12 protein-coding genes and 1 pseudogene are annotated in these 25,662 nt (G+C 60.4%); 7 read left to right on the forward strand and 6 right to left on the reverse strand.

The features are described from left to right. Nucleotides 1–197: hypothetical protein (locus ACILSQ_RS24375; protein WP_395746287.1), on the forward strand; the 197-nt coding region annotated here is incomplete at its 5' end. Between the two features lie 48 nt (nt 198–245). Here the strand turns inward: ACILSQ_RS24375 and ACILSQ_RS24380 are convergent. Beyond that, nucleotides 246–3,497, reverse strand: coding sequence for a P-loop NTPase fold protein (locus ACILSQ_RS24380; protein WP_395746288.1), 3,252 nt, complete (start codon nt 3,495–3,497; stop codon nt 246–248). Between the two features lie 395 nt (nt 3,498–3,892). Further along, on the reverse strand, nt 3,893–5,473 hold the full coding sequence (locus ACILSQ_RS24385; protein ID WP_395746289.1) for a glycerol-3-phosphate dehydrogenase/oxidase: 1,581 nt from the start codon (nt 5,471–5,473) through the stop codon (nt 3,893–3,895). A gap of 906 nt (nt 5,474–6,379) precedes the next feature. On the opposite strand from ACILSQ_RS24385, the pseudogene ACILSQ_RS24390 reads away from it, so the two are divergent. Continuing rightward, a pseudogene (locus tag ACILSQ_RS24390) lies at nt 6,380–6,763 on the forward strand (FKBP-type peptidyl-prolyl cis-trans isomerase); the annotation flags it as partial. Between the two features lie 880 nt (nt 6,764–7,643). On the opposite strand, the gene ACILSQ_RS24395 reads toward ACILSQ_RS24390, so the two are convergent. Next, nucleotides 7,644–9,485 carry a sulfatase gene (locus ACILSQ_RS24395; protein WP_395746290.1) on the reverse strand — a complete coding sequence of 614 codons (1,842 nt, stop codon included), beginning with the start codon at nt 9,483–9,485 and terminating at the stop codon, nt 7,644–7,646. Between the two features lie 179 nt (nt 9,486–9,664). On the opposite strand from ACILSQ_RS24395, the gene ACILSQ_RS24400 reads away from it, so the two are divergent. The 3 genes from ACILSQ_RS24400 to ACILSQ_RS24410 are packed head-to-tail and all read left to right on the forward strand — an operon-like array spanning nt 9,665 to nt 14,600. Continuing rightward, the gene (locus ACILSQ_RS24400; protein WP_395746291.1) at nt 9,665–11,119 is read left to right on the forward strand and encodes a sulfatase-like hydrolase/transferase; all 1,455 of its coding nucleotides are present in this window, start codon (nt 9,665–9,667) and stop codon (nt 11,117–11,119) included. 50 nt (nt 11,120–11,169) lie between these two features. Beyond that, nucleotides 11,170–13,869, forward strand: a complete 2,700-nt coding sequence (locus ACILSQ_RS24405) for a WD40 repeat domain-containing protein (RefSeq protein WP_395746292.1) — start codon at nt 11,170–11,172, stop codon at nt 13,867–13,869. Continuing rightward, a complete protein-coding gene (locus tag ACILSQ_RS24410; protein ID WP_395746293.1) occupies nt 13,866–14,600 on the forward strand; it encodes a hypothetical protein in 735 nt (244 codons plus the stop codon). The genes ACILSQ_RS24405 and ACILSQ_RS24410 overlap by 4 nt, the downstream gene beginning before the upstream one ends. 1,514 nt (nt 14,601–16,114) lie before the next feature. Here ACILSQ_RS24410 and ACILSQ_RS24415 read toward each other — a convergent pair. The 3 genes from ACILSQ_RS24415 to ACILSQ_RS24425 are packed head-to-tail and all read right to left on the reverse strand — an operon-like array spanning nt 16,115 to nt 21,589. Next, nucleotides 16,115–16,684 carry a hypothetical protein gene (locus tag ACILSQ_RS24415; RefSeq protein WP_395746294.1) on the reverse strand — a complete coding sequence of 190 codons (570 nt, stop codon included), beginning with the start codon at nt 16,682–16,684 and terminating at the stop codon, nt 16,115–16,117. An 8-nt stretch (nt 16,685–16,692) separates the two neighbouring features. Continuing rightward, a complete protein-coding gene (locus ACILSQ_RS24420) occupies nt 16,693–19,656 on the reverse strand; it encodes a protein kinase domain-containing protein (protein WP_395746295.1) in 2,964 nt (987 codons plus the stop codon). A gap of 10 nt (nt 19,657–19,666) precedes the next feature. Continuing rightward, nucleotides 19,667–21,589 carry an ATP-binding cassette domain-containing protein gene (locus tag ACILSQ_RS24425; protein ID WP_395746296.1) on the reverse strand — a complete coding sequence of 641 codons (1,923 nt, stop codon included), beginning with the start codon at nt 21,587–21,589 and terminating at the stop codon, nt 19,667–19,669. A 257-nt stretch (nt 21,590–21,846) separates the two neighbouring features. Here ACILSQ_RS24425 and ACILSQ_RS24430 point away from each other — a divergent pair, with 257 nt between their 5' ends. Both ACILSQ_RS24430 and uvrB read left to right on the forward strand, forming a co-directional pair. Further along, nucleotides 21,847–22,941, forward strand: coding sequence for a fatty acid desaturase (locus ACILSQ_RS24430; RefSeq protein WP_395746297.1), 1,095 nt, complete (start codon nt 21,847–21,849; stop codon nt 22,939–22,941). Nucleotides 22,942–23,459: 518 nt separating this feature from the next. Further along, nucleotides 23,460–25,637, forward strand: coding sequence for an excinuclease ABC subunit UvrB (gene uvrB / locus ACILSQ_RS24435; protein WP_395746298.1), 2,178 nt, complete (start codon nt 23,460–23,462; stop codon nt 25,635–25,637). The last annotated feature ends 25 nt before the right edge of the window (nt 25,638–25,662 follow it).

The raw sequence follows: 25,662 nt of genomic DNA on the forward strand, positions 1-25,662 counted from the left end.
TGAACCTGCCGCTGTTGGCGAGGGTGACAAACTTCAATCGCTGTTCCGGTGTGGGGGTGGTGTTCCATGGCATAGACCACCCGCAAAGTGTAACCTATGTCCCCGGTCAATCTGTTACCTATGTTCCCGGTTCATACCGAGATGCCGGAAAAGCGGCTTTCTCCTTCGTATTCATGTCGCCTGACCCCATTTCATGACCCCATTTCACCCGAGTGCCGTTCATGCCTGGCATCTTTTTGCGCTTTTCACACCAACTGCAAAATCACACGGTCCATCGCTTCGCTGTTTCGGGTAGATTCGTCGGCTTGAAAATCACCACCAAACATCCGGTATAGCAATCGATCCATGAGTTCAGTGGGTTCGAAGGCAACACCTTTCAAAAGTCGTCGAGCAAATTGATATCTTACTATAGCAGCGCGAATAGACCTGGGCGTCAATTCAGTAGGAGGAACAAGACGAAATGCTGCTATCATGGCTTCGCGTTCTTCAGCTGAAAAATGGCCTGGCATGCTAGATTGCGAGACATCATCGGTTAAATTGATTTCATTATCTGTTTGAATGCCACTATGTGGTTGATTCCTTAAATCAATACGATGTTCTTCTTGGAGTTTTGACTCTATGCCGCTCGGTTTGAACTCGTCATTGTCTTTGTCAGTTGAACTCGTTCCACTTTTTTCTTCACCAGAATCGGAAGGAGTTTTTACTCTCATTTGAGATACAGATTCTAACAAGTCGGATTTGGAATTTCCTTCACCCGCCTCCGCAAGGATAAGCTTGCCTTCTTCCACAGCGATAGCCATGGCAACAAGATCATTCGTCTCTTTAGATACCAGAGAAGGCAATTCTAACTCCAAGACAAATAGTTTCTCACGATGAGCTTGGAATCGCTTTTTCCATTCGTTCTCATTTTTTGCGAATCCAAACTGTTTAGCACGCTTTTTACAAGCCTCCTCCAATGCTGTCTTTTCCATGAGCATCGCAACCTGAAGACGCGAACTTACCTCAGGGTTATCTAAAAACCAGCGAATACTCTCGATAACAGAAAGAGATTGATCTGGTTCACATCGATCAAGATCATCAACCACCAAAAGTACGCGCTTTGCGTCCAATTTTGTCCGCGTAATCCTCCGCGCACCGAACAAAGTAAAACAACATACACCAAGGAAAAAAACTGCTGACATCACATTCCAAATCGCCATCGCCCCTGAAGGATCGTTGTGCGACGATATCCACTGCCAACTTGAATAAGCCCCTTTGGCACAAGCCCAGCCAATCAATAACAAACAAGGCATCATGCCTAACCAGCCTGCACGGCCCATTCGAAAATCCAAAGCACTATCTTGATGAGCGAAATGTGCAACCACATCTTTTGTCCATTCCTTAAACCCATTGTTCTTTCCCCACAGATCTGGATTTGATCTTGAAGGAATCCAAGCTCGGAGCAATGTTTCGAAATCATCGCCGATTACTGCTTGAAGCCCTAACTTTTCTGTATGATTCGGCAAATGGCCGTAGTCTTTTTGCATCAACTTGCCCAAGCCAAAAAAACGGTAGGCTGATGCAGCCAAGATAAGCGCACCAAATATTCCGACTTTATCAAGCGCCCAGACTACACTATCCGAAGCCCAGCCAATACGCACAAACAATGGGAAACTGGCTGTAAAAGCACCAAGAATTAGCGGAAACCAACCCGTACGAATAATTCCAACTCGAATGCGAAGCCGCCATTTATTCCAAAATCCCGAAGACTCAGCGGCGCCCATCACAGTTTGATAAAGGTGTACCCACACCTCGGGCTTACTGGGATACTTAGCAGCTCCAAACTTAACGCACTCATGCGTTGCGCTCAACTTAGCGGCAACTGCGTCAATCAAAGTAGATTTACCTCTTCCCCATGGCGCAAAGAGACCAAATACAAAGTCATTTTCTGGAGGAGCGTTGTCAAACATTTCTTGAATCGCAGAAGAGTAATCTTCAATACCCAAACATAACTGATTAGGTGAAGCTTCTCTCTTCAACATTACCCGAGATCCCAACTTTTGAACAGATTCACCCAGTCGAAGATTAGGAACCACACGAAGACACCTGCGCCATTCACGTTTTAAGTCCGCTTGTTCGTAGAACTTCAAGTGCTCAACCAAAACTAGTGCCAGTTTGCTCGCGTCAAGACCGACAATTTTCATTGCTTCCCGAAAAGATGCCTGCGCCACTGCTCGAATAAGGATGGCGGCCACGAAATGGCGAGTAGCCACCCATGAGTCTCTTGCAGTGCACTGTTCGCAAAGGTGTCGGGCTTGAACCAAGGCCACTTCCACGTCATGGGAAAATGTCCACCCATGCTCATCGGCATTGATTGCAGCAGTTTCTCGAAGGCGGCCCCAGAGAGACCATATTGACTCTTCCGATTGATCTGAAGATCGAAGAATGGCCAATGGAAGGGACACTTGTGCATGTTCTTTCAACTCATCTTGAAGACCCACTGTTAAAAGTCCTGCAATCACTTGTTCAATTCGAATCAGTGAAGAACGATTGATGTTTGCCACCTGTGCGCACTGCGCAGTTGCATGTTCTAAAGCCCCAAAAAGTGCAAAACTTGGTTTAACACTTATTCTAGCCAATCTTTTATTCAGCAATGCCAAATCTTCTTCAGCTAATTTGGGCATTTGATTCATGCCAATTCCCTCCCCTTTGAGCAGTCGCCATGGCAAAATTCGGTAAATCTCAGGAGCGCTTCTGCGTGCATTTGAACGTAAGACTTCGGTTACATGCTCCTGAGTTTTTAACTCAACACGAAGAAGGTATGAGAATCCAGGTGGACTCACTTTGATCAATGAAAACGCAATATGCCAAATATTAATTGACCGAAAGCCCCCTGTGGTAATCGCAATATCAAGTGCCTCTTGAAGGCAATTGTCCACACCTTGTGAGAATGGCTTAAAGCCCCTGGCAGATGCGTATGCATCATCATACTTTCCTTTGCTTGCGTCCTCGTGCCATTCCGGCTTTGTCGGCCCCGAGTGAATCCTGGCTCCACCTTTAATTTTTAACCCTTCCAGTGGAAAAGAAGGCTTCATCAGTGATCGCAACAAATCCTCGCTCGTCATTTGAACTGCGAGAGTGCCGAAGACGTCTCGCTTCGTTGCGTCTAGGAATGCCTTAACTGCAGTACGATCGAACAGGCAATTGTATCTTGTTTGCAAGTAGTTCTCCCATTGCCGCTCATCCATCACGGCACTACTCGGTAGTTTGCTTGGAGCTACCTCATTGTGTTCGATTACTTCGTTGAGTCTAGACAATTGCTCTTCGATAATATCAATTTGATCTTCCAAATTACCAATTCTGGAATTATCGGACGAACGTCCATTTACCACTGAATTAGTATCTCGCAGTAGATCGGCCAATGTTGCCCGGAGAAAATCCAATTCTTCTTCCAGTTTAGTTTTTGACTGTGAAAGGCGAATTACATCATCTGACGTTCTGTCTCCTAATGGTGTCATGATTTATTGGATTAAAATTTGTCGTCGTATCTCAATGGCACATTGCTTGGATAATCACTTTTTGGAACTCAATGACGAATATGGTTTAGCTAGTTTTTGCAAAAATTTTGAAAAAGCCAGTTTAAGGTGCGCTAAAATCCTGGTGCCAGGATATAAGGGACAAACACGATCAAGACTGTGAAGCGGCAACGATATAGCAGTGATTTCAAAGACCGTGCTCTGACACTGGTGGGCCAACGCAAGCCTGTGCCTGAATTGGCTGACGAGCAAGGCGTCGGCATCAGCGCTTCAGCCCACATAGTCCCCTATTTTCTGGAGCATTATTATTCGATGAGTGGTTCTAAACGTCCAATCTCCTCCGACTTCTTTTCTAATTTTCCGCAACCACCTCAGGCTCACCCCTCTAGAATGTAGCCGCAGGCGAGTTTTTGGAAGCGGTCGATTTCGTGGGAGGTTTTTTCGGGGGGCCAGTGGAGTTCGGTGGCCATGAGGGCGCCGACTTTGGGGGCGGCGGACATGCTGGACTGGGCATCTAACAGAAGGCTGCGGCTGCGGCGGGCGAGGACGTCGCCGATGGTGCGGGCCATTTCGTGGCGGGCGTGGAAGATGACTTCGGCGCCGATGAGGTCGAGGCGGGGGTGGACTTTGGCGGCCCAGTCGGGGTGCTGGGTGGCGAGGGTGCGGATTTCGGCGGCGTCGCTGCCGTAAACGGCGAGGGGATCGTGGGCATCTAGGACGGTGGCGGAGCCGTGGATCATGAGGGTGTGGGTGGTGCAGTGGCGGAGGCCGAGGCCGCCGACCATTTCGGCGTGGTCGATGACGTCTTCGGCCATGCGGCGGTAGGTGGTCCATTTGCCGCCGGTGATGGTGATGAGGCCGGATTCTGCGACGAGGATGGTGTGATCGCGTGAGAGGGCGGCGGTGGTGGCGGTGTCGCCGTTTTTTTCCTTTTCCTTCATGGCGACGAGGGGGCGGAGGCCGGCGTAGATGCTGAGGACGTCTGCGGGGGTGGGATCGCGCGTGAGGTAGCGGGCGGCGTGGGTCATGAGGAAGGCGATTTCGTCTGGGAGGGCGCGGGGCTCGAGGGCGGCGTGGTGGACGGGGGTGTCTGTGGTGCCGATGATGACGCGGCCGTGCCAGGGGACGGCGAAGAGGACGCGGCCGTCGTCGGTCTTGGGGATCATGATGGCGGAGTCGCCAGGGAGGAACTCGCGGGGGAGGACGAGGTGGACGCCCTGGCTGGGGGCGACGATGGTGTCGGTCTTGGGGTCGTCGAGGCGGCGGATGTCATCGACGAAGACGCCGGTGGCGTTGATGACGGAGCGGGCGCGGATTTCGTGCTGGCGGCCGGTTTCGACGCACTCGGCTTTGACGCCGATGATGTGGCCGTTTTCCTTAATGAGGCCGACGCAGCGGGTGTGATTGAGGACGATGGCGCCGTGATTGACGGAGGTGCGGGCGAGGTGGATGGCGAGGCGGGCGTCATCGAACTGGCCGTCGTGATAGACGACGCCGCCGGAGAGGCCTTCGGTTTCGAGGGTGGGGAGGAGATCGGTGATTTCCTCGCGGGTGAGGTAGCGGGAGGGCTGGAGGCCGAGCTGGCCGGCGAGGGCGTCGTAGACCTTCATGCCGATGCCGTAGAAGGGGCCCTCCCACCAGTGGTAGCTGGGGATGACGAAGGGGAGGCTGTGGACGAGGTGGGGGGCGTTTTTGACGAGGAGGCCGCGCTCGCGGAGGGCCTCGAGGACGAGGGAGACATTGCCCTGCTTGAGGTAGCGGACGCCGCCGTGGACGAGCTTGGTGGAGCGGGAGGAGGTGCCTTTGGCGAAGTCTGACTGCTCGATGAGGACGACGGAGTGGCCGCGGGAGGCGGCATCGACGGCGGCGCCGAGGCCGGTGGCGCCGCCGCCGATGATGGCGATGTCGAAGGGGCCGGTGTGGGAGGAGAGCTGGGAGAGGAGGTGCTCGCGGTTCATGGGGGGGAGTGTAAGGGGGCGAGGGGTGGAGGGGAAGGGGGGAGTTTGCGGTTGTTGGCAGTGGTTTGCGGTTGTTGGGGAGAGCCGGAGCCGGAGACAGGGGGTGGCGAGCTTGGGGACGTTCGGTTTTGCCGCAGAGGGGCGGAGGGGCAGAGGTGGCGGAGGTTGAGTGTTTGCGGTGGTTTGCGGTGGTTTGCGGTGGTTGAAGAGGCGTGGGGTGTGGGTGTGGCGAATGGGTGGGGACGTTTGGTTTTGCCGCAGAGGGGCGGAGGGGCAGAGGTGGCGGAGGTTGAATGTTGGCGGTTGTTTGCGGTGGTTGAAGAGGCGGAGGGGTGTGGGTGTGGCGAATGGGTGGGGACGTTTGGTTTTGCCGCAGAGGGGCAGGAGGGGCAGAGGTGGCGGAGGGACAGAGGTTTGCGATGGTTCGCGGTGGTTTGGGGAGGGCCGGAGAGGCAGGTTTGGGGGCTGGGTATCTCTGCGACCGTTCATTCTCTGCGGTTCAAGCATGAGGGGGGTAAACCGCAGAGGATGGACGAACGCAGAGACCGGAGGGGGCTTGGATTGGTGGAGATTCGCGGCTGTTCGTGGTTATTCGCGTGGGAGTCTGGGCCTGATTTTTAAACGCGAATGGGGAGAGGAATGACCGCGAATGTTTGCGAATGGGGGGCGAGTGGGGGTATTCAGATTTGCGGTGCCTGGGGGGAGAGGGTTCCGGAGGTTTTGAACCGCTGATGGGACGCTGATTAGACGCTGATGAAGAGCCGAAAAATATTTGGGTGAGGAAGGCGGGGGGATGGGTTCGGGGTTTCGTGGTTGCATTCGGGGGTCGACAAGAGTGAGGGGGGTGCTAGCGTTTAGGTTCCCAAGTTAACCAACCCCCAATCCACACATTCCATGTCCGACATTGCTCTTGCCAAAGGTGAAAAGTTTCTCGAAGAAAACGCGAAGAAGGAGGGGGTGACGGTGACGGCGAGCGGCCTCCAGTACAAGGTGATCACGCCGGGGACGGGGAAGAGCCCGAAGGCGACGGACACGGTGGAGGTGCACTATGAGGGGACGCTGATCGACGGGAAGGTGTTTGACAGCAGCTACCGGCGAAATGCGTCGATCGAGTTTCCGCTGAACCGGGTGATTGCGGGATGGACGGAGGGTGTGCAGTTGATGCAGGAGGGGGCGAAGTATCGCTTCTTCATTCCTTCGAAGCTGGCGTATGGTCAGCACGGCGCGGGGCGGGACATCGGGCCGAATGAGGCGCTGATTTTCGACGTGGAGCTGATCAAGGTGAAGTGAGTTTTGGCAGAACGAAGGAAGGGCCTACGGAATACACGGAAGGCACGGAATTCAGAATGGAAAGGCAGGAATGCAGGGGCCGATAGGGTTTCTGGGTTCCTGCTTTTTGCTTTTGGGACGCTGGGACGTTCGGTTTTGCCGCAGTGGGGCAGAGAGGCGGAGGGGGCAGAGGTTTGACTTTACCCACAGAGGCCGGGCCGAGGGCACGGAGGGGGAGATTCTTCTGGGTTTTTCGGAGGGGACTGGAGGGCCTACGGAACACACGGAAGGCACGGAATTCAGAATGGAAAGGCGGGGATGGTGCCGATGTTTTTTTGGGTTCCTGCTTTTTGGGTTTGGGGCGCTGGGATGTTCGGTTTTGCCGCAGTGGGGCAGAGAGGCAGAGGGGGCAGAGGTTTGACTTTACCCACAGAGGCCGGGCCGAGGGCACGGAGGGGAGATTCTTCTGGGTTTTTCGGAGGGGACTGGAGGGCCTACGGAACACACGGAAGGCACGGAATTCAGAATGGAAAGGCGGGGATGGTGCCGATGTTTTTTTGGGTTCCTGCTTTTTGCTTTTGGGACGCTGGGACGTTCGGTTTTGCCGCAGTGGGGCAGAGAGGCGGAGGGGGCAGAGATTTGATTTTACCCACAGAGGCCGGGCCGAGGGCACGGAGGGGAGATTCTTCTGGGTTTTTCGGAGGGGACTGGAGGGCCTACGGAATACACGGAAGGCACGGAATTCAGAATGGAAAGGCGGGGATGCGGAAGCCGGAAGGGTTATTGGGTTCCTGCTTTTTTTGTTTTGGGACGGAGGCTGATGCGCGGCTCCGGAGGGGATTCCTATCACGAGCTATGAAAATGGGGCTGCAGGATGGTGCATGACGCACCGTGAGTGGGATCAGGGGGCGAAGTGAAATATCTGCTGGGAATTGCCGGCGCCCTGGAGCTCGATGGACTGGATTTCGAGGCGGGTGGAGTTTTTCGGGGGGGTGAGGCGCAGGTGGATGAGGCGGCCCTTGATGGGGAGGGGTACTTTGAGATCCTGCCATTCGGCGCCGCCCGGCCAGTCGAAGGTGGCGGTGGTGGCGGGCGTGAAATCTTTCTGCTCGCTGCTGCGCCAACTGGCGGTGGCCTGGCCGCCGGTGGGGCCCCGGGTGCGGAGGGTGAGCGTGACGGGGCCGGGCACATCCAAGCCGAGGCGCGTGAGGAAGAGGGGGGCTTTTGTGGTGAGATCGGGCGTGAGGTGGAGCGCGCCGTCTTTCACGGTGAGCGTGCCGTTGCGGCAGACCCAGCCTTGCATGCCGGTGGGAGCGGCTGGCGCGGCTTTTTTTCCCATGGCGGATTTTTGGTCGAACTTTGCTTTCATCTGGCCGCCGGGCTGGAGATGCTCTGAGTAGTAGAGGTAGTCTGGAGCGCCGGCTTTCTCGGGCGGGCCGGGTGGCTGCAGGGTGGCGCTCCAGGTCTTGAGTTTGGCTTCGAGCCGCGCGGCGATGTCCGGGTGCTGTGCGAGCTGATTGTTCACGGCGAGTTCGCCATCGGGCCTGGTGACATCGAAGAGGAATGTTTCTTCATCGCCGAGATGGACGAGCTTCCACGGGAACTCGAGCACGGCGGACTGTGAGCGCCAGCGCCAGTAGAGGCAGTCGTGCGGCGCGGCTTTGTTTTCGCCGGTGAGGAAGGGCAGCAGGTTCACGCCGTCGAGCTTCGGGTCTGCGGGAAGGCCGGCGAGCGCGTTGACGGTGGCGGCCACGTCGAGATTGATGACGGGATGGTCGCAGGTCTGCCCTGCGGGTATTTTCCCGGGCCATGCGGCCACAAAGGGCACGCGCACGCCGCCATCGAGGAGCATGCCTTTTTCGCCGATGAGCGGCTGGTTGATTGAGCCGTCCCAGCCGTCGCCTCGCACCGGCGCGCCGTTGTCGCTGATGAAAAAGATGAGGGTGTTCTGTTCTGCGCCCATGGCCTTGAGCCTGGCGCGTATCTCGCCCACGCCGTCGTCCATGGCGGCCATCATGGCGAGGCCCTGGCGGCGTTTGAGGGGCAGATGCGGCGGCGTTTTGGAGAACCATGGCTCCGGGGACTCCAGGGGCACATGCGGAGCAAACCAGGCGAGGAAGAGAAACCAGGGCTGCGCGGGCTGCTTCGCGCGGCGGTCGAGAAAGGAGAGGGCGGCCTCGGTCTGAACGACGACGCGGAAGCGGTCGTCACGGACGACGCGGGGTGCGTCCGCGAAGGGCGTGCCATCGAGCGCATGGGAGGCGTGATAGGACTTGTGTTCGCCGCGCCAGTATTCGTCGAAGCCCTGAAGATGCGGCAGGTGCGTGGTGAGCAGCCGCACTTTTTTCTCCGGGCCGCCCTCGCCGACGAGGTCGAAGCCGTACTTGCCGACGAAGCCGCTGAGGTAACCCGCGGGCTTCAGCCGCTCGGCGATGGTTACTTGTTCGAGCGGCAGCGGGCCTTTGCGGTTGTCCTCCACACCGAACTTTTGCTGATAGCGCCCGGTGATGACGCCCGAGCGGGAAGGGAGGCACTGTGGGGCGCTGACATATCCGCGTGTGAAGCGCACGCCCTCGCGCGCAAGCTGATCGAGATGCGGCGTGCGGATGTCCGGATCCACCCCTTGCAGCCCGAGATCGGCCCAGCCCTGATCGTCCGTGTAGATGAGGAGGATGTTGGGCTTGGCGGTCGCTGCGGTGGAAACACCGAGAAGCAGGGAAAGGGCGAGCAGGGTGGATTTCATGGTTGGATGCGGATTCATCCGGATGCTCGCGCCCCGGGGCGGAGATTCGTAGGACAACTTTTAGGATGCATCGGACATGTTCGTGCGGGTCGGGAGCGGCTTTGGTTTCCTGAATGCGATGCACACCCTCGATGCAGCAACCCGGTGCTAGGATTGCTCCATTCCCGCGTTATCCGCACATGTCTCTCCGTCTCGCCGCCCTTGCGTGCCTGCTCTCGCTGCTCGTCCTCTCTCCCACCACTCGTGCTGCCCAACAACAGCCGAACATTGTCCTGATCGTCAGCGATGATCAGGGGTATCCGGATCTGGGGTGCATTGGGAGCAAGCCGTTGGTGACGCCGAATCTGGACAGGCTGGCGGCGGAGGGGGTGAGGGGGACGAGTTTTTATGTGACGTGGTGTGCGTGCACGCCATCGCGGGGGAGCATTTTGACGGGGAGGTATCCGCAGCGGAACGGGCTGTATGACATGGTGCGGAATGATCTGGTGAATTTTGGACACCGGTATGATGCGGAGGAGTATGCGGTGTCCCCGGAGATGACGCTGGGGCTGGATGTGCGGGAGGTGACGATCGGCGACATGATGCGAAAGGCGGGGTATGCGACGGGGTGCGTGGGGAAGTGGGACATGGGGCAGGCGAGGCGGTACCTGCCGCTACAGCGGGGGTTTGATTTCTTCTACGGGCACGGGAACAACGGGATCGACTACTACACGCATGAGCGGTACGGGGTGCCTTCGCTGTTCCGGGGGAACGAGCGGACGGAGGAGGACAAGGGGACGTATGTGACGGAGGTGTTTGAGCGGGAGGCGCTGCGGTTTGTGAACGAGCACGTGGGGAAGAAGCCGTTCTTTTTGTACCTGCCGTTCAATGCGCCGCATGGGGCGTCGAGCTTTGGGGAGGGGACGAAGGAGGGGGAGAGGATGCGGGGCGAGGGGGTGCAGGCGCCGGAGAAGTACGTGGCGATGTACCGAGGGAAGGTGAAGGACGAGAAGCTGGCGCGGTACTGCGGGGCGGTGACGCGGATGGACGAGGCGATCGGTGCGGTGATGGAGGCGGTGGAGAAGGCGGGGCAGACGCAGAACACGATCTTTGTGTTTCTCTCTGACAACGGGGGGAGCGGGAACGGGGGGAATGCGCCGCTGCGGGGGCAGAAGAGCACGATGTGGGAGGGGGGGCTGCGGGTGCCCTTCATCATGCGCTGGCCGGGGAAGGTGCCGGCGGGGAAGGTGACGGATGAGTTTCTCACGTCGCTGGAACTGGTGCCTACGCTGCTGAGCGCGGCGGGGGCGAAGGGGCCGGAGGGGGGGCCGTCCTTCGCTAAAGCTACGGAGGGCAAGACTGCGGGCAGTCTTGACGGCTTTGACCTGCTGCCGGTGCTGCGGGGGGAGGCGAAGTCGCCGCGGAAGGAGATGTTCTGGCAGAGGCGTGCGGACAAGGCGGCGCGGGTGGGGAACTGGAAGTGGGTGGAGTCGGGGAAGGGCGGGGGCTTGTTTGATCTGAGCACGGACCTGGGGGAAAAGAAGGACCTGAGCGCGGAGAAGCCGGAGGTGGTGAAGATGATGAGGGAGCGGTTTGCGGCGTGGCGGGCGGAGATGGATGCGAGCGAGCCGCGGGGGCCGTTTCGGGACTTTTGATTACGATTGCCCGCTTGCGTGAATCATGATCGGCTCTATAGGCTGAGCGCATGAAAAACCTGCGCGTGAGCATCCTGGCGCTCGTGGCCGCCGTGCTGTGCAGCCAGTGTGGAAAAAAATCGGGCAACGGGCAGGTGACGCCTCCTGAGGGAGAGGAGATCCCGGCGTACATGGGGGTCTATCTTTGGACGGACGAGGCGCTGGTGCTGAAAGAGGGGGGCGGCATCCTGTGGCGGGACGCCAGCCAGCCGGAGGCGGGAGGGATCATCATTTACCACCAGACGCTGGCGAGCGGCATGGTGCCGGCGGAGCAGGCGGTGACGCTGAAGGAGCTGCAACTGGTGCGCAAGGAGGTGGAGTATGTGCACGCGAGCCGTGAGGGCCCGAGGGTGGCGGTGGCGGTGCGGGATGCGAACCGGCTGGTGCCGGGGAGGACGGTGCGCCTGAGGTTCATGCCGCTGGAAAAGCCGGGGGCGATCCTGGCGGTGCCGGAACAGAAACTGCCGCCCGGCGCCTACCTGGTGGAGTTCATGGACAAGACGTATGGCTTTGCGGTGGAGGCGGGAGGCAGCCGTGTGCTGCTGGATCTGCCGGGGAAGGCGTACGATGAGGTGCTGACGACGCAGGCGGCGGGTTCGAATTTTTCCTGGGATGCGTGGCTTTCGATGACGCAAAATCTGGGAGGGCGCACGCATGCGGGCCAGAACGTCATCCTGAACCGGGGCACGCGGGCCACGGCGGCGACGGACGAGGAGGGGCGGCGGACGCTGGCGGCGGCGCGGAAGGCATGGGGGGAGAAGAATTACGAGCAGGCGGTGGGTGCGGCGACGGTGGCGCTGGGGCATTACCCGCAGGAGGAAGATCTGAAGCAGATGGTGAAGGAGGGCCCGATGCTGGCGGCCGCGGCGGCGTTCAAGGCGCGGCAGTGGAGCGAGGCCGAGCGCTGGGCGCAACATGCGGGCTACCACGCGGAAAACCAAGCACGGGCCGCGCAGATGCTGACGGACGTGAGCGTGCTGCGGGCCATTGAAAACGCGGACAAGCTGATGGAGCAGAAGCAGTGGCAGAAGGCGGTGAACGCCCTGGGCGAGGTGCCATACAAACTGCGGCAGGAGCCGCGGCTGCTGGCGGCGCAGCGGCGTGTGCTTCTAGGAGAGGCGGGGCAGCAGATCAGCGAGGCGATGAGCGCCGGCGAGTGGGACAACGCGGTGCAAATCGCGAAGCGGGCGGTGGAGCAGGGGATTTTTTCGCCGGGCATGCAGCAGGGGTGGATGTCCAAAATCCGGCAGGGGGCGGCGGCGGACCGCCACTACTGGGGGCCGCTGTTTCAGCCGCAGTGGCGCATCCGGCTGGGAGACGACACACTGCATGCAAATGGTGTGCTGAAGGCGCCGGGGCAGGACCGGCTGCTGGTATGGATGGCGGGCATGAACCGGGTGCCGGTGAGCTACGTGGCGCTGAAAGCGAGCACGGGGGAGGTGCTGTGGCGCACGCGGAGCAACCAGCAGCCCATGATGATCAGCGACGGCGGGCGGTACGTGATCGAACGCAGCGAAGGAAGGTATGACGCGCCCTCGCAGGCGATGGTGATCGACCTGGAGCAGGGACGGGAGATCACGGCCCTGAGGCGGCGCTGGCCGTCGAGAAACAACGAGGCTCCGTTTGCGCTGCACGAGGGGAAAAAATGGCTGGCGACGAGTCCGGGAGGCCACCTGTTTGTGGTGGAGATTTATGACCTGGAGTCCGGGAAGCCGCTGCATCACATCACCGCGAACAACCTGGCGCGCAAAGATCCCTCCCAATGGAACCAGGACATTCCGTTTGTGCGGACGATGGCGTTTTCTCCGGATGGCGGAAGGCTGGTGGTGATCGCTGAGGACGACGTGGTGAGAGTGTTTGATCCGGCGACAGGGGAGCAGGTGGGCCAGGGGCATGGGGTGGGTGATTCTTCGCACGCGCTGAGTCTGAGGGTGCTCAACGGCGGCAAGGACATCCTGATGTCGCAGTCTTCGTTCACGATTGAATCACTGGTGTATCGAAAACTGGAAGCGGGGCAAAAGCAGGTGCGGCTGGATGCGATGTCCGGCATCGATGCCGAATGGAGCATGGGGATCAAGGCGGAGAGAGGTTTTAGCGGGCAGAGCTGGGCAAGCTTTCAGAGCCTGGGTGGCAACCGCCGTCAGTTCCAGAACGCGGACCTGCCGTTTCGGGCGCACCACGCGTGCTTTGATGACCAGGCGCATGCGTTTTATGTGGCGGGTACGGGAGGCGAGGTGGCGCGGCTGGGGGTGACGGGCACGACGGGCAGGCTGGAGCCGGGAGCGCAGGCGGTGCCGGTGGCGGCAAACGCGTCTGTGAATGACAGGACGCTGGCGGGCAGGCTGTCCGCCTTTGTGAACACGCATCACGAGAAGGAGCAGAAGCATGACCATGCGGCGCTGAGGCAGCACTATGCGGAGCAGGTGGACTACTACGACGAGGGAATGGTGAGCCGGGAGCGGGTGCTGAAGGGGAAGATGACCTACTTTGGGCGGTGGAAGCAGATCTCCAACCAGCTGCCGCTGCAGCCGGAGCCGAGGCAGACGGAGGACGGGGCATTTCGTTTCATCTATCCCATGGAGTTCAAGCTGGTGGACGACAAGGGCGTGGAAAAAAATGGGAAGGTGGAGGTGACGCTGGAGCTGACTTTGATGCCGGACGGCACCATCCAGATCATCCGTGAAAAATGCCGGCCCCTGAGTGACGCATGAACTTGAAGCTGATGATGCAAAGGTTATTCCCGGCGCTGCTGGCGCTGCTGCTGAGCTCGTGCCTGGATTATGAAGAGGAGATGTGGCTGGAGGACGACCTGTCCGGCAAGGTGACGATGACGGTGATGGTGTCTGACACGCTGGCGAACTTTGCGGAGGCGGGGTCGGATCAGCTCTCGATCGAAAAGGTGCGGCAGATGATCGCCGGAACGGAGGGGCTGGAGGTGGAGGAGACGAAGAGCTTCCGTGAGAACGGAAAGCAGGTGAGCCAGGTGACGATCCGCTTTGAAGATGTGCGCCGGCTGACGTGGCTGGCCACAAGCAGCAAGGAGCCGGCGTGGGTGATAGGCACGATCGACGTGGAGAAAAAGGACGGGCGCATGAAGCTGAGGCGGACGCTGGGCCCCTTCACCACGGAGGCGACGAGCGGCAGCCGCCAGCAAAACGCGCTGGCGCGCGGATTCAGCGGACTGCTGCTGGGGAGCTACAGCCTGACCTACACGCTGCACCTGCCGCATGAGCCGCTAAACGCGGACTCCATGCAGGTGAGCCGGAAAAGCAACACGGTGCGCTGGAGATTTCCGCTGGGGCAACTGGCGACCAGCACGGGGACGATGAGCACCGAGTGGGAGGCGGGAGGCGGAGGAAGCGCGTGGGTGTGGGCGCTGATGATTCTCAGCGGCGGGGGAGCGTTTGGGTGGTGGAAGTGGCAGCGGAGGCAGTCTCTTTAATGCCAAGAACCGTTGAAAACGGGTTTGTTATTGATAATGCGCCAGCGGCAGGCTGGCTCTGATAGCGATTCGCGAAACTGATTTCCGGTAAGGCGAGTCTTTGGAGGTTCGGTTTGCCGCAGAGGGGCAAAGGTGCAGAGGTGGCAGAGACTTGTATCGATTCTCTGGTCCCTCTGCCTCTCTGCCTCTTTGCGGTAAAATTGAGTGTTCCATCGTACCCGAAGGGGACCGTCGCCCGAGCCATTTTTCGGAAATCTATCTTGGAAAATGTTATAACGTGGTCCGCTCAGTCCTGTGAGGGGAACGCAGGTGGCAACGCGGACGCGTGCCTACCCCCGGACGCTTATAGTCCGAACCTCTGCTTTTATGGCTTGTTTGCCACGGGCTCGCTCGTTCCGCTCAGGGGACTGAGCGGACCACTTTGGCTGGTGCTCTTGCGCTGCTGTGGGGGGCATGCTTTCCTGAGGATGGCTCTATAGCGATGCGTGACACTGATTTCCGGCCAGAGAGGCTGTCGTTGCCTGGTTATCTTGGGCTTCGGCGGCGGGCTGAGGAGAGCCACGCCCTACCTGCGCCGGGCCTGCGCATGCCTGGCGCAGGTAGGGAGCTTGGTCCTCCAAGCGCGTCGAACGTCGCCAGACACTCGCTTGTCGGAAATCCGTTTTGGAAAACGCTCTATCATCCCTCTCCGGCTCCCTGCCGATCCTATGCGGCGTGGACGAAGACTCGTTTTCAACTGTTGATGGTATGACAGACTGACACGAAGGGAAAACGGCCGGGAGAATGTCCCGGCGGTTTTGAGCGGCGGTCAATGCGGTGCTCGTTGTGGCGGAATGGCGGGAAAACGCGGCTGGAGTGCGCGGTGGACGAAGAATGCGGTGGGTTTGCTTCCCAGACAAATGCCGCTGTACCAGGGTAGCCTCGCCGAGGCTCGGCAACCCTTCGCTGTGATGCGGAAGGCTGTGAGGGGAACGCAGGCGGCAAAGCCGGCGCATGCCTACCCCTGACACTTACAGTCCGAACTTCTTTTTTCCTGGCTTGTTCGCCACATGTTCGCTCGGTCCGCTCAGAGGACTGAGCGGGGCAGTTGGCTGGCGCTCTCGCGCTGCCATGAGTCCGAACTTCTTTTTTCCTGGCTTGTTCGCCACATGCTCGCTCGTTCCGCTCAGAGGACTGAGCGGACCACTTTGCTGGCGCTCTCGCGCTGCTATGGGTCCGAACTTCTTTTTTCCTGGCTTGTTCGCCACATGTTCGCTCGTTCCGCTCAGGGGACTGAGCGGGCTACTTTGGCTGGTGCTCTTGCGCTGCCATGAGTCCGAACTTCTTTTTTCCTGGCTTGTTCGCCACATGCTCGCTCGTTCCGCTCAGGGGACTGAGCGGACCACTTTGCTGGCGCTCTGGCGCGGCCGGGGGTGTCTATACTCACTGCGGATGGCTCTATCATCCAGCTCCGGCTCCCCGCCGATCCTGTGCGGCGAGGACGAAGACTCGTTTTCAACTGTTGATGGTGTCACTTAACTGGTGGGGCCGGTGTTGAGGTAGATCTGATTGGCCGCCCGGCTGGCGCGCATGCGGCTGATCTGGCCTTCCACTGCGGATGCGGAGAAGGGCACCCAGATGTGCATGCCCCTTGGCTCAAAGAGCTTGCCGTTGGCGTAGCGGACGATGGCAGGCGGAATGGCCCGGTCGTGCGAGATGCTCATGCCGTTTTTGCGGACGACACGGTACTGCATGGCCCGGCAATGATTGATCTGCCAGCGGTTGTTGCCGAGATAGGACCAGGTGACGGGGCCCTCGAGTTCAATGTAGTGGCCGTTGACCATGTTTTTGGTGAACTGGCGATGGGTTCCCGAACCATTGGAACGGAGGTCGTAGGAGTGCTTGTCCTCCATGTTTTGCGTGGTGGTGGCGATGGGCATGTACATCATGTAAAACCACCTGCCGACGATCTTGCCGGAGGGGTATTCGACGTTCCTGACGGCGGCCGCCTCATGGGCATAAGCCGGGTCGGGGACGACGCATGAGGCGAGGTTTAAAACAGCCCAGACAGCGAGGAGGCAGGGGAGGATGCGGTGTGGTTTCATGGAGTGGGTTAAAGATTGTCAAAGCGGCGTGCGGCGTCGCGGAAGCTGCTGCCGCTGCCTGAGGGAGTGCTGTTTTTCTTGGGAGCTGTGCCGGGGGCTTTTGTGGCCGGCACATGACTGAGCGTGGCGGGCGGGTTTTCACCGGCCTTGCCCGTGACGCGGGTGAGCAACTCGCCGCTCTCCTTGGTTACGAGAGGTGCGTTTTCGCTGAAGGAGACGATGATTTTCTGAACCGACATGCCGCGCACCCAGCCGCCCTGCGCATTGAAGACGAGGAAATCGGAGGTGTAGCTGGCTTCGAAGGACTCGTCTCCGGAGATGGCGCGCACCTGCAGGTTTTTGACGGTGGCCTGCGTGCGGGGCCAGCGGGCAAAGTAGGACGATTTGTCCGCGCGAACCAGATCGCGTGTGAGGAAGCCTTTGTCGTAGTATTCGACGGCGTCTGCGTAGTGGCTCATGATGATGTCGAGCTCCTGGGCGTTCTCCAGTTCCTGCATCATCACCACGAACTCGGCCACTTCGCGTCCGCGTTTGGAGAGCGGAGCGGCGGGGGCGGCGGGGGCGGCGGTGTCAGCGACGGATGGAGCGCCGCCACCGATGACGACCTGGCGCTCCTGAAGCGCGGCGGGCGAAGGGGTTTTGGCAGCGGTTTCCGCAGCGGGCATGGAGCGGTCGATGTCCGTGCTGGAAATTCCGCGAGCGTAAGGAGGCACATCGTCGCCAGGCTTGGCGGCTGGCTCCGGTGCGGGCGGGGTCTCCGCAGGTGGCGGCTCCTTGGCGGCCTGGGCGATGGCCGAGGGGGCGGGAGGACTGGGGGTGGCGGCTGGCTGTGCCGCGGGGGCGGCCGCCTGCTCTGGTCTGGCGGAGGCCTGGGGCGGAGGCGGCGGGGTGGAGACGGGAGGCGGCGCGCTGGGCCTCGGCGCGGGCTGCGGAGACGGGGCCGGGGCCGGGGTGCTCTCCGCGGGGAAGATGGCGAGGGGCACGCTCTTTTTTGAGCTGCCATTGGAGAAAAACAAAACGCAGGCCGCCACCACGGAGACTCCAGCCAGGGTGTGCGGCACCCAGAGAAGGATTCTCTTGGCGGCCGCGGGCGAGGGAGGTTTGGAGGGGGGAGGCTGGGCCGAAGGGGCGTGTTCGGGCTGCTTCCTGGCAACGGCCTTCAGGGGCTTGGGGGCTTTTTCGGAGCTAGAAAAATCATCCTCCATGGCCACGCCCTGTTTGAGCTGGCGGATGAGTTTGGCCGCGCCTGGTTCGGTGCCACCGGAGAGCCATGCCAGACGCAGCAGGGCATTGGCCTCCTCGGAAAGCCGTGGCAGAGGGGTGTAGTGACCACCCTGTGGAGGAGTGCCGCCCACAAGCTCCATGAGCAATGCGGCAATCATGGAGGCCGGGGTGGCAGGAGCATCCGCCCCACCCTTCTTTGCCGTGACCTGCCGGGTAGCGACGGTGGGCATGGTGGAGGGAGTGCCCAGGCCTGCTGAGTTCTGCTCCCAGGCAAAGGCATCAATGACGACACGATGCCGCGGCCACTGGGCCATGGGCCGCTGGAGATAGTGACGGAGGTCTTCTTTGGGAGCGTCCTCCAAATGAATGGTGATGCTGCCGAGACCGGCTTCGAGGAGGCCGAGGCCGTTTTGCAGCGCGTGATCCATGCCCAACGCCACGGGCATGAGCCAGTCCAGCGCCTCTTTCAGGGGCAGGGCGGAGCGTGCTTTCAAGACGTCCAGGAGCTTGCAGCCTTCATGGCGCTCCATGACGATGAGCCAGTCCGCGCCGAACTCCGCCCAGGTCACGATGGAGGAGAGGGAGTCGTGCGGATGTTCATGCAGTCCGGTGACGAGGGTCTGCAGCCGCTTGAGCACGGGAGGGGCGGCGAGCACGGTGGCGTCGATGAACAGCCCGCGCAGAAGAGGCTCGTCTGGCTCCTCGATGTCCATCAGAATCGCATCCGTGCCGAGCAGATGCCTGGAGGGTTCTTTCTGCACACGGTAGCGCTCGAGGAGGGTCTCTCCTTCATACAGGCTGTTGCCAGCAGGGATGGGGAGGTCGGCGGAAGGAGGAGGGGCCACCGCTTTCGGAGAAGGTGGCGGGGGAGCATCGGCGGAGATGGCCTTCAGACAGAGGGAGCATTGAGAGAGGAGGGCCTCCCCGTTGTGCGGACGTGAGGCGGGATCCTTGGCCAGCAAAAGTTTCAAGAGCGCCAGGACAGGGGCGGGAACGTTTCCCAGGAGGGTCCAGTCTGGTTCGGCGCTCAATGTCTGAGCCATCACGCGTGCGAGGGGGCCGCGAAACACCGGCTGGCCTGTGAGCGCGTACCAAAGGCAGGCGCCGAGGGAGTAGAAGTCGGAGCGGATATCGACGACACGCTCCTCCAACTGCTCCGGGCTGGCGAACTGCACGGTGCCGAGGAAGCCGGTGCCCTGGGTGGTGAGGGAGGCGGAGTTGAGCCCGCCTGCATCGTCGAGGGCGCGCGCCAGGCCAAAATCGATGACTTTAACGACGAGGCCTTCGCCGGGGCGCTCGCCGAGGATGAGATTGGAAGGCTTGAGGTCGCGATGGACGATGCCCCTGGCCTCCGCAGCCAGGAGCGCACGGGCGATTTGGGAAGCCATTTCGACGGCCCTGACGGGGGTGAACACGCCGGCGGCGGCCACCGCCTCCTGCAGGGTCATGCCCTCGCAGTATTCCATGACATAGAACCAGCTGCCGTCCGGGATCTGGCCCAAGTGCTGAGCAGCGGCGATGTTGGGGTGGCGCAGGGCCGCGGCGGCACGTGCTTCGCGAAGAAAACGGTCGTGGGCCTCCGTGCTGGCATTGAGGAGAGGGTGGATGACCTTGACGGCGACATCGCAGTGGAGGCGGGTATCGCGCGCCTTGTAGGTGACGCCCATGGCTCCGCGTCCCAGCTCCCAGGCGGTGCCGTCCGGATGGCGCAAGACTTCGAAGTGTTCCAGTTTGTCCGGCGTTTGCATGAGGGGGATTTCAGGCTTTTTCCTTGCGCCAGCAACCTAGCCACGCGAGGGACCACATGGCAAGCATCCAAACGGCATGCACTTGAACCGCCTTCCAGGCCGGAGAGGAGTTCTTATACGCAGCTCCTAGAGCGAGCTTTGCGGGGAGTTCGAGGTTTCGGCAGGCCACGGGCTGCTGGCGCAAAAGGTCGCTGGAAAACTGCCGCCGCCAGACGAGGCTGGTGTCCATGATCATCTGGGAGGCGTGGCTGGGCATGCAGGCGCTGACGGTGCGCTTCATGCCGTGCTCGTTCATCGACTCCATGACGAAGCCGGAGAAGATGATCTGCGGCAGGAGGATGAGCGGGACGAGCATGACCGCCTGGGTGGTGGTGCGCACCCAGGAGGAGAGGGCGAAGCCGATGCCGGTGGCGCTGAGCGCCGTGACCGCGAGGCTCAATGCCTGCCACCCCACATGACCGTGGACTTCCCCGGAAATCTTCAGGCAGGCGAAGAGGAGCAGGGCCTGCAGCAGCGTGACCGAGCACCAGAACAAAAACTTGGCGCCGAGATAGCTGGCGCGGCCCATGCCGACGATCCGCTCCCTGCGGTAAACGGCGGTTTCGCGCACGATCTCCTGCGCCGCATTGCCACAGCCAAACCAGAAGGTGGCGAGGTAGGCGAGAAACAAGCGCAGGCCGTCGGTGTCGGCCATCCAGGCCGTCAAAACACCGATGACGAGGGGCTGCCCGAGCAGGACCAGCGGCGTCTTCCAGTCGGCGAGCAGGAGGGCGAGCTGGCGCTCCAGGAGGATGCGAAGCATGCGGGGTTTGGCATCCGGCGGGCCGCCAGTCTCCAGGGCGCCGCCCTCAGCGGGCGGCGGAGCGGCATTGGCATGTGAAGGGGCCAGGGCCAGCCACTCATCGACACTGCGCGTGGCCAGCCGCTCGTAGAGCTGGGTCATCTTGCTGATCTGGAAATGTTTTTTCGCGTCTTCGGGGCGTCCATCAAAGACGAGCCTTCCTGCGTAGATGACCAGCAGGCGGTCGAAGAGATGCACGTTCTCCATCACATGGGTGGTGCAGAGGACGGTGCAGCCGAGGCTGGCCAGGCTGCGGAGCTGCTCCATGAGCTTTGACTCAGTGGCGGGGTCGAGGCCAGAGGATGGCTCATCGAGAAAGAGAAGCGAAGGACGGGAGATGACCTCGGAGGCGATGCTGACGCGCTTTCGCTGTCCGCCGGAGAGGCGGCTCACGACGACGTTTTCGCGCTCATCCAAAGCGAGCGCTTCGAGTGTCCGCTGGACGGCGTCGTCAATCATCAGATCTGAGACGTGGGCGGGCAGGCGCAGCCGTGCGCTGAAGCGGAGGGCGTCTTTGACGCGCAGCTCGCCATGGACAATGTCGTCCTGCGGCACGAAGCCGCACTGGGCCCGTTTTTCGCGGATGTATTTTTGCGCGGTCATCCGGTCAAAGGTGACGGCGCCCGCGGTGGCCTGACGGACGCCGCCAAGGGTCTCCAGCAAGGTGGTTTTGCCGGAACCGCTGGGTCCGAGCAGGCCGACAAACTCCCCGGGCCTCACGTGGACAGAGACGTCATTGAGGATCAGACGGCGGCCGGCGCGCATCTGCAAATGGCTGCCGGAGAGCTCGGCGCCAGCCGCTCCGAGGACGGGAATCAAAGCCTGTGAGTCGAAACGAAACTCGTGGGCGCCGAGGGCTAGCCGGTCGCCATAGACGAGCTCGCGGGTGACGAAGAGGCGGCCGTTCACGCGAGACCCCGTGGAGCTCTGCAAATCTTCCGCCACAAAGCGGCCGTCGCGAAAGACGATGCGCAAGTGTCTGCGGGAAACCTGGGGGTCGTCGAGCTTGATGTCGCAGTCGCTGGAGCGGCCGATCACCGTCTCTTTTGCCAAAGATATGGGGAGCAAGTTGGCGATGAAACGGGAGTTCATTAGAAACGAAGGGGCGGGCTTGCTTAGCAGATTTCTGAAAAAAGGCGACCATTTGCTTGGCAAAGAAAAAACACCGGGCGCCGGCGAGAAAATGGGTGAAACCGGCTGCCGGACGTCCTTTTGCGGGGAGTGCGGAGGACGTTCTTTCAGAGTCAGTAGCAAAAATGAGAATTTTTTAACGAATTCTGCGCGGGACTAATTTTGGAATGATGTTATATATGGGCTTCCACCAACCCAACATCCCCAGCGCCCCTGAGATGACATCATCCAAGCCCCAGGCCACGATTTCCGAATGGAAAAAAATTGTGGCCCCTTTCCAGGTTCCTTCCATACCACGTGCCACCTGGCAGATCGTCAACACCTTCATTCCCTACGCGCTGCTGTGGTATGCGATGTACTGGAGCCTCTCCGTGTCCTACTGGCTGACGCTGGCGATCGCGGCGGTGACGGGGCTGCTGCTGGTGCGCATTTTCATCTTTTTCCATGACTGCGGGCATGGGTCATTTTTCAAGTCGAAGCGGGCGAACAGCATCCTGGGCTTCATCAGCGGGATGCTGACCTTCACGCCGTATCTGCACTGGACCTGGCAGCACTCGGTGCACCACCAGACCTCGGGTGACCTGAGCCGCCGGGGCGACGGGGACATCTGGACGATGACGGTGAAGGAGTACCAGGCGGCGAGCCCGAGGTGGCAGCGGTTTTACCGGCTGATCCGCAACCCGATCACGCTGTTTGTGGTGGGGCCGCTGGCGCTGTTTTTGATCCACCAGCGCTTCCCCTCGCCGCGGGCGAAGGGCAAGGACCGCAAGTCCGTGATGGTGATGAACGTGGCGCTGGTGCTCATGATTGTGGGGCTGAGCTTTGTGTTTGGCTTCAAGAACTACGTGCTGATGCAGATCCCGGTGACGATGTTTGCCGGCATCGCCGGAATCTGGATGTTCTATGTGCAGCACCAGTATGAGGATGTGTACTGGGAGCACCGCGAGGAGTGGGACTACACGACGGCGGCGCTGGAGGGGAGCTCCTTCTACAAGCTGCCGAAGATCTTCCAATGGTTCACGGGGAACATCGGCTTCCACCATGTGCATCACCTGAGCTCGCGCATTCCGAACTACAACCTGGAAGCGTGCCACAACTCGCACCCGATGTTTTACAGCATCAAGCCGCTGACGTTCTGGGAGAGCCTGAAGTGCATCAATCTGCGGGTGTTTGACGAAAGCGACCGCAAGCTGATCTCGTGGAAAGAGTACAAGCAGCGCTATGGCGCGAAGGCCCCTGCCGCTGCGGTGACGGAGGAGGTGGATCCGGCGGATCTGCCGGTGCCGAGCGAGATTGGCTCCGGGATGTCCTAGTGGTCAAAGGCTCATCGGGGGGCGTCGATACAGTTGCGCGCAGGCGTGTGGCGGAGCGTTTTGCAGACGCTTCTGGTGACCTGCAGATGCGGCGAAGCGCTGGCTTTGCTTTCCGATTTGCATGCGGATAACCCAGGGGAGCCTCGCCGAGGCTCGGCACCCCTGGGCTGCATTCCGCAGCCCCTTCAGGGCTGAGGCGAGATTGAAAACGATCCCAGGGAGGTTTTATAGTCGATCGTAAAGCTCATATCCGGACATGGAGTGCAGAAGTGGCGGAGCCGGATGTCGATCGGTATTTTGATACCCATTCGGTGCCGACGCGGTATCGGAATACCGCGCTACAACAAGCAGCGCAGCCTCAGCACGCAAAGCGCTGCATAAGATGCGACAGGAGATGCTCCCCGATGCACGGGCTCATCCGAATGCGATTCGGCTTTGCGGCGGCGGTGATTTTCATGCACTGCGGATTGCTGCAAAATTATTCGGCGCATTGCTGAGCAGTGGTCGTAGCATGTATCATGTCTGTTTTTCGGCTTAACACGGAGTACCAACCGCAGGGGGACCAGGCGCAGGCGATTGCGAAGCTGACGAAGTCGGTGCGTGCGGGGAACCGGCACCAGACGCTGATGGGGGTGACGGGATCGGGGAAGACTTTTACGATGGCGAATGTGATCGCGGAGGTGGGGAGGCCGGCGCTGGTGTTTTCGCATAACAAGACGCTGGCGGCGCAGTTGTACTCGGAGTTTAAGAACTTTTTTCCGAACAATGCGGTGGAGTATTTTGTGAGCTACTTCGACTACTACCAGCCGGAGGCTTACATCGCGCGGACGGACACGTACATTGAGAAGGACAGCGCGGTGAATGATGAGATTGAGCGGCTGCGGCTTTCGAGCATGGGGGCGCTGATCACGCGGCAGGACACGATCATCGTGGCGAGTGTGTCGTGCATCTATGGTTTGGGTTCGCCGGAGGACTATGAGGGGATGATGCTGCCGCTGAATGTGGGGATGCAGATGAGCCGGGAGACGCTGCTGACGAGGCTGGTGGACATGCTGTATGAGCGGAATGATGTGCAACTGACGCGTGGGAAATTTCGCGCGCGGGGAGATGTGATCGAGATCGTGCCGGCGTATCTGGAGAACGAGGCGATTCGGGTGGAGTTTTTTGGCGATGAGATCGACCGGATCAGCGCGGTGGATGTGCTGACGGGGACGGTGACGCTGAAGCTGCCGAGCTACACGATTTTTCCGGCGAAGCAGTTTGTGACGCCAGGGGACAAGATGCGCAACGCGATCGTGAAAATCCGCGAGGAGATGGAGGAGCGGGTGGCGTGGTTTGAGAAGGAGGGGAAGCTGCTGGAGGCGCAGCGGATCAAGATGCGGACGCAGTATGACATCGAGATGATGCAGGAGATGGGCTTCTGCCAGGGGATTGAGAACTACAGCCGGCACCTGACGGGGCGTGCGCCGGGTGCGACGCCGGGGACGCTGCTGGATTTCTTCAAGGAGCCGCCGCTGATGTTCATCGACGAGAGCCACGTCACCATTCCGCAGATCGGCGGGATGTATGAGGGGGACAAGTCGCGCAAGACGGTGCTGGTGGAGCATGGGTTTCGCCTGCCGAGCGCGCTGGACAACCGGCCGCTGAGGTTTGAGGAGTTCATGGGGAAGGTGGGGCAGCTGGTGTATGTGAGCGCGACGCCGGCGCGGTTTGAGATTGAGAACAGCAAGGTGGGGAATGCGGGGTACATCGCGAAGAGCACGGACGCACTGCCGTATGCGGGGAATGTGAGGATCAGTGGGAGTGCGGAGACGGTGGAGAAATTTGATGTGACGACGAAGGGGAAGCCGCTGGTGGTGGAGCAGGTGATCCGGCCGACGGGGCTGCTGGATCCGGTGATCACGATGAAGCCGCTGAAGGGGCAGATTGATGAGACGATCGAGCTGTGCCGGCAGCGGGTGGAGAAGCGGGAGCGGGTGCTGGTGACGACGCTGACGAAGCGCACGGCGGAGGATCTGACGGACTACCTGCGCAATCTGAACTTCAAGGTGCGGTATCTGCACAGCGACATTGATGCGATCGAGCGGGTGGAGATTTTGCGCAGCCTGCGCGCGGGGGACTGCGATGTGCTGGTGGGGATCAACCTGCTGCGCGAGGGGCTGGATCTGCCGGAGGTGAGCCTGGTGTGCATTCTGGACGCGGACAAGGAGGGCTTTCTGCGGAGCGAGTCGTCGCTGATCCAGACGGCGGGACGCGCGGCACGGCATGTGAACGGGGAGGTGGTGCTGTTTGCGGATCTGCAGACGAAGAGCATCGAGGCGCTGCTGAGCATCAGCGGATACCGGCGGCAGTTGCAGACGGAGCACAATGAGCGGCATGGGATCACGCCGCAGACGGTGCAGCGTGCGGTGCAGGAGAGCCTTCAAATCCTGGGCAAGGCCCGTGACGTGGAAGAGAGCGTGGTGCGCGAGGGCGGGGGTGACTTTGCGATTACGGAGACGATTCGTGAGCTGGAGCAGGAGATGGCGGAGGCGGCGATGAAGCTGGAGTATGAGCGCGCGGCGCTGCTAAGGGACCAGATAAGGGAGCTGAAGAAGCGGGCGGGGATGAATGCGGATGATACGGGGGCGCTGCCGGCGCAGAGGAAGAATGTGACGTATGCGAAGCCGAAACGCGGGGGACGGAAGGGGAAGTAGAGGCGAAGTCCTCCGACTAAACTGT

The sequence above is a fragment of the Prosthecobacter sp. genome, from assembly GCF_044227185.1.
GTDB lineage: Bacteria > Verrucomicrobiota > Verrucomicrobiia > Verrucomicrobiales > Verrucomicrobiaceae > Prosthecobacter.

What these genes read in the sequence shown, in the direction of transcription:
- ACILSQ_RS24380 (WP_395746288.1), bottom strand. Translation starts at nt 3,497, where the DNA reads ATGACACCATTAGGAGACAGAACGTCAGATGATGTAATTCGCCTTTCA.
- ACILSQ_RS24385 (WP_395746289.1), bottom strand. Translation starts at nt 5,473, where the DNA reads ATGAACCGCGAGCACCTCCTCTCCCAGCTCTCCTCCCACACCGGCCCC.
- ACILSQ_RS24395 (WP_395746290.1), bottom strand. Translation starts at nt 9,485, where the DNA reads ATGAAATCCACCCTGCTCGCCCTTTCCCTGCTTCTCGGTGTTTCCACC.
- ACILSQ_RS24400 (WP_395746291.1), top strand. Translation starts at nt 9,665, where the DNA reads ATGTCTCTCCGTCTCGCCGCCCTTGCGTGCCTGCTCTCGCTGCTCGTC.
- ACILSQ_RS24405 (WP_395746292.1), top strand. Translation starts at nt 11,170, where the DNA reads ATGAAAAACCTGCGCGTGAGCATCCTGGCGCTCGTGGCCGCCGTGCTG.
- ACILSQ_RS24410 (WP_395746293.1), top strand. Translation starts at nt 13,866, where the DNA reads ATGAACTTGAAGCTGATGATGCAAAGGTTATTCCCGGCGCTGCTGGCG.
- ACILSQ_RS24415 (WP_395746294.1), bottom strand. Translation starts at nt 16,684, where the DNA reads ATGAAACCACACCGCATCCTCCCCTGCCTCCTCGCTGTCTGGGCTGTT.
- ACILSQ_RS24420 (WP_395746295.1), bottom strand. Translation starts at nt 19,656, where the DNA reads ATGCAAACGCCGGACAAACTGGAACACTTCGAAGTCTTGCGCCATCCG.
- ACILSQ_RS24425 (WP_395746296.1), bottom strand. Translation starts at nt 21,589, where the DNA reads ATGAACTCCCGTTTCATCGCCAACTTGCTCCCCATATCTTTGGCAAAA.
- ACILSQ_RS24430 (WP_395746297.1), top strand. Translation starts at nt 21,847, where the DNA reads ATGACATCATCCAAGCCCCAGGCCACGATTTCCGAATGGAAAAAAATT.
- uvrB (WP_395746298.1), top strand. Translation starts at nt 23,460, where the DNA reads ATGTCTGTTTTTCGGCTTAACACGGAGTACCAACCGCAGGGGGACCAG.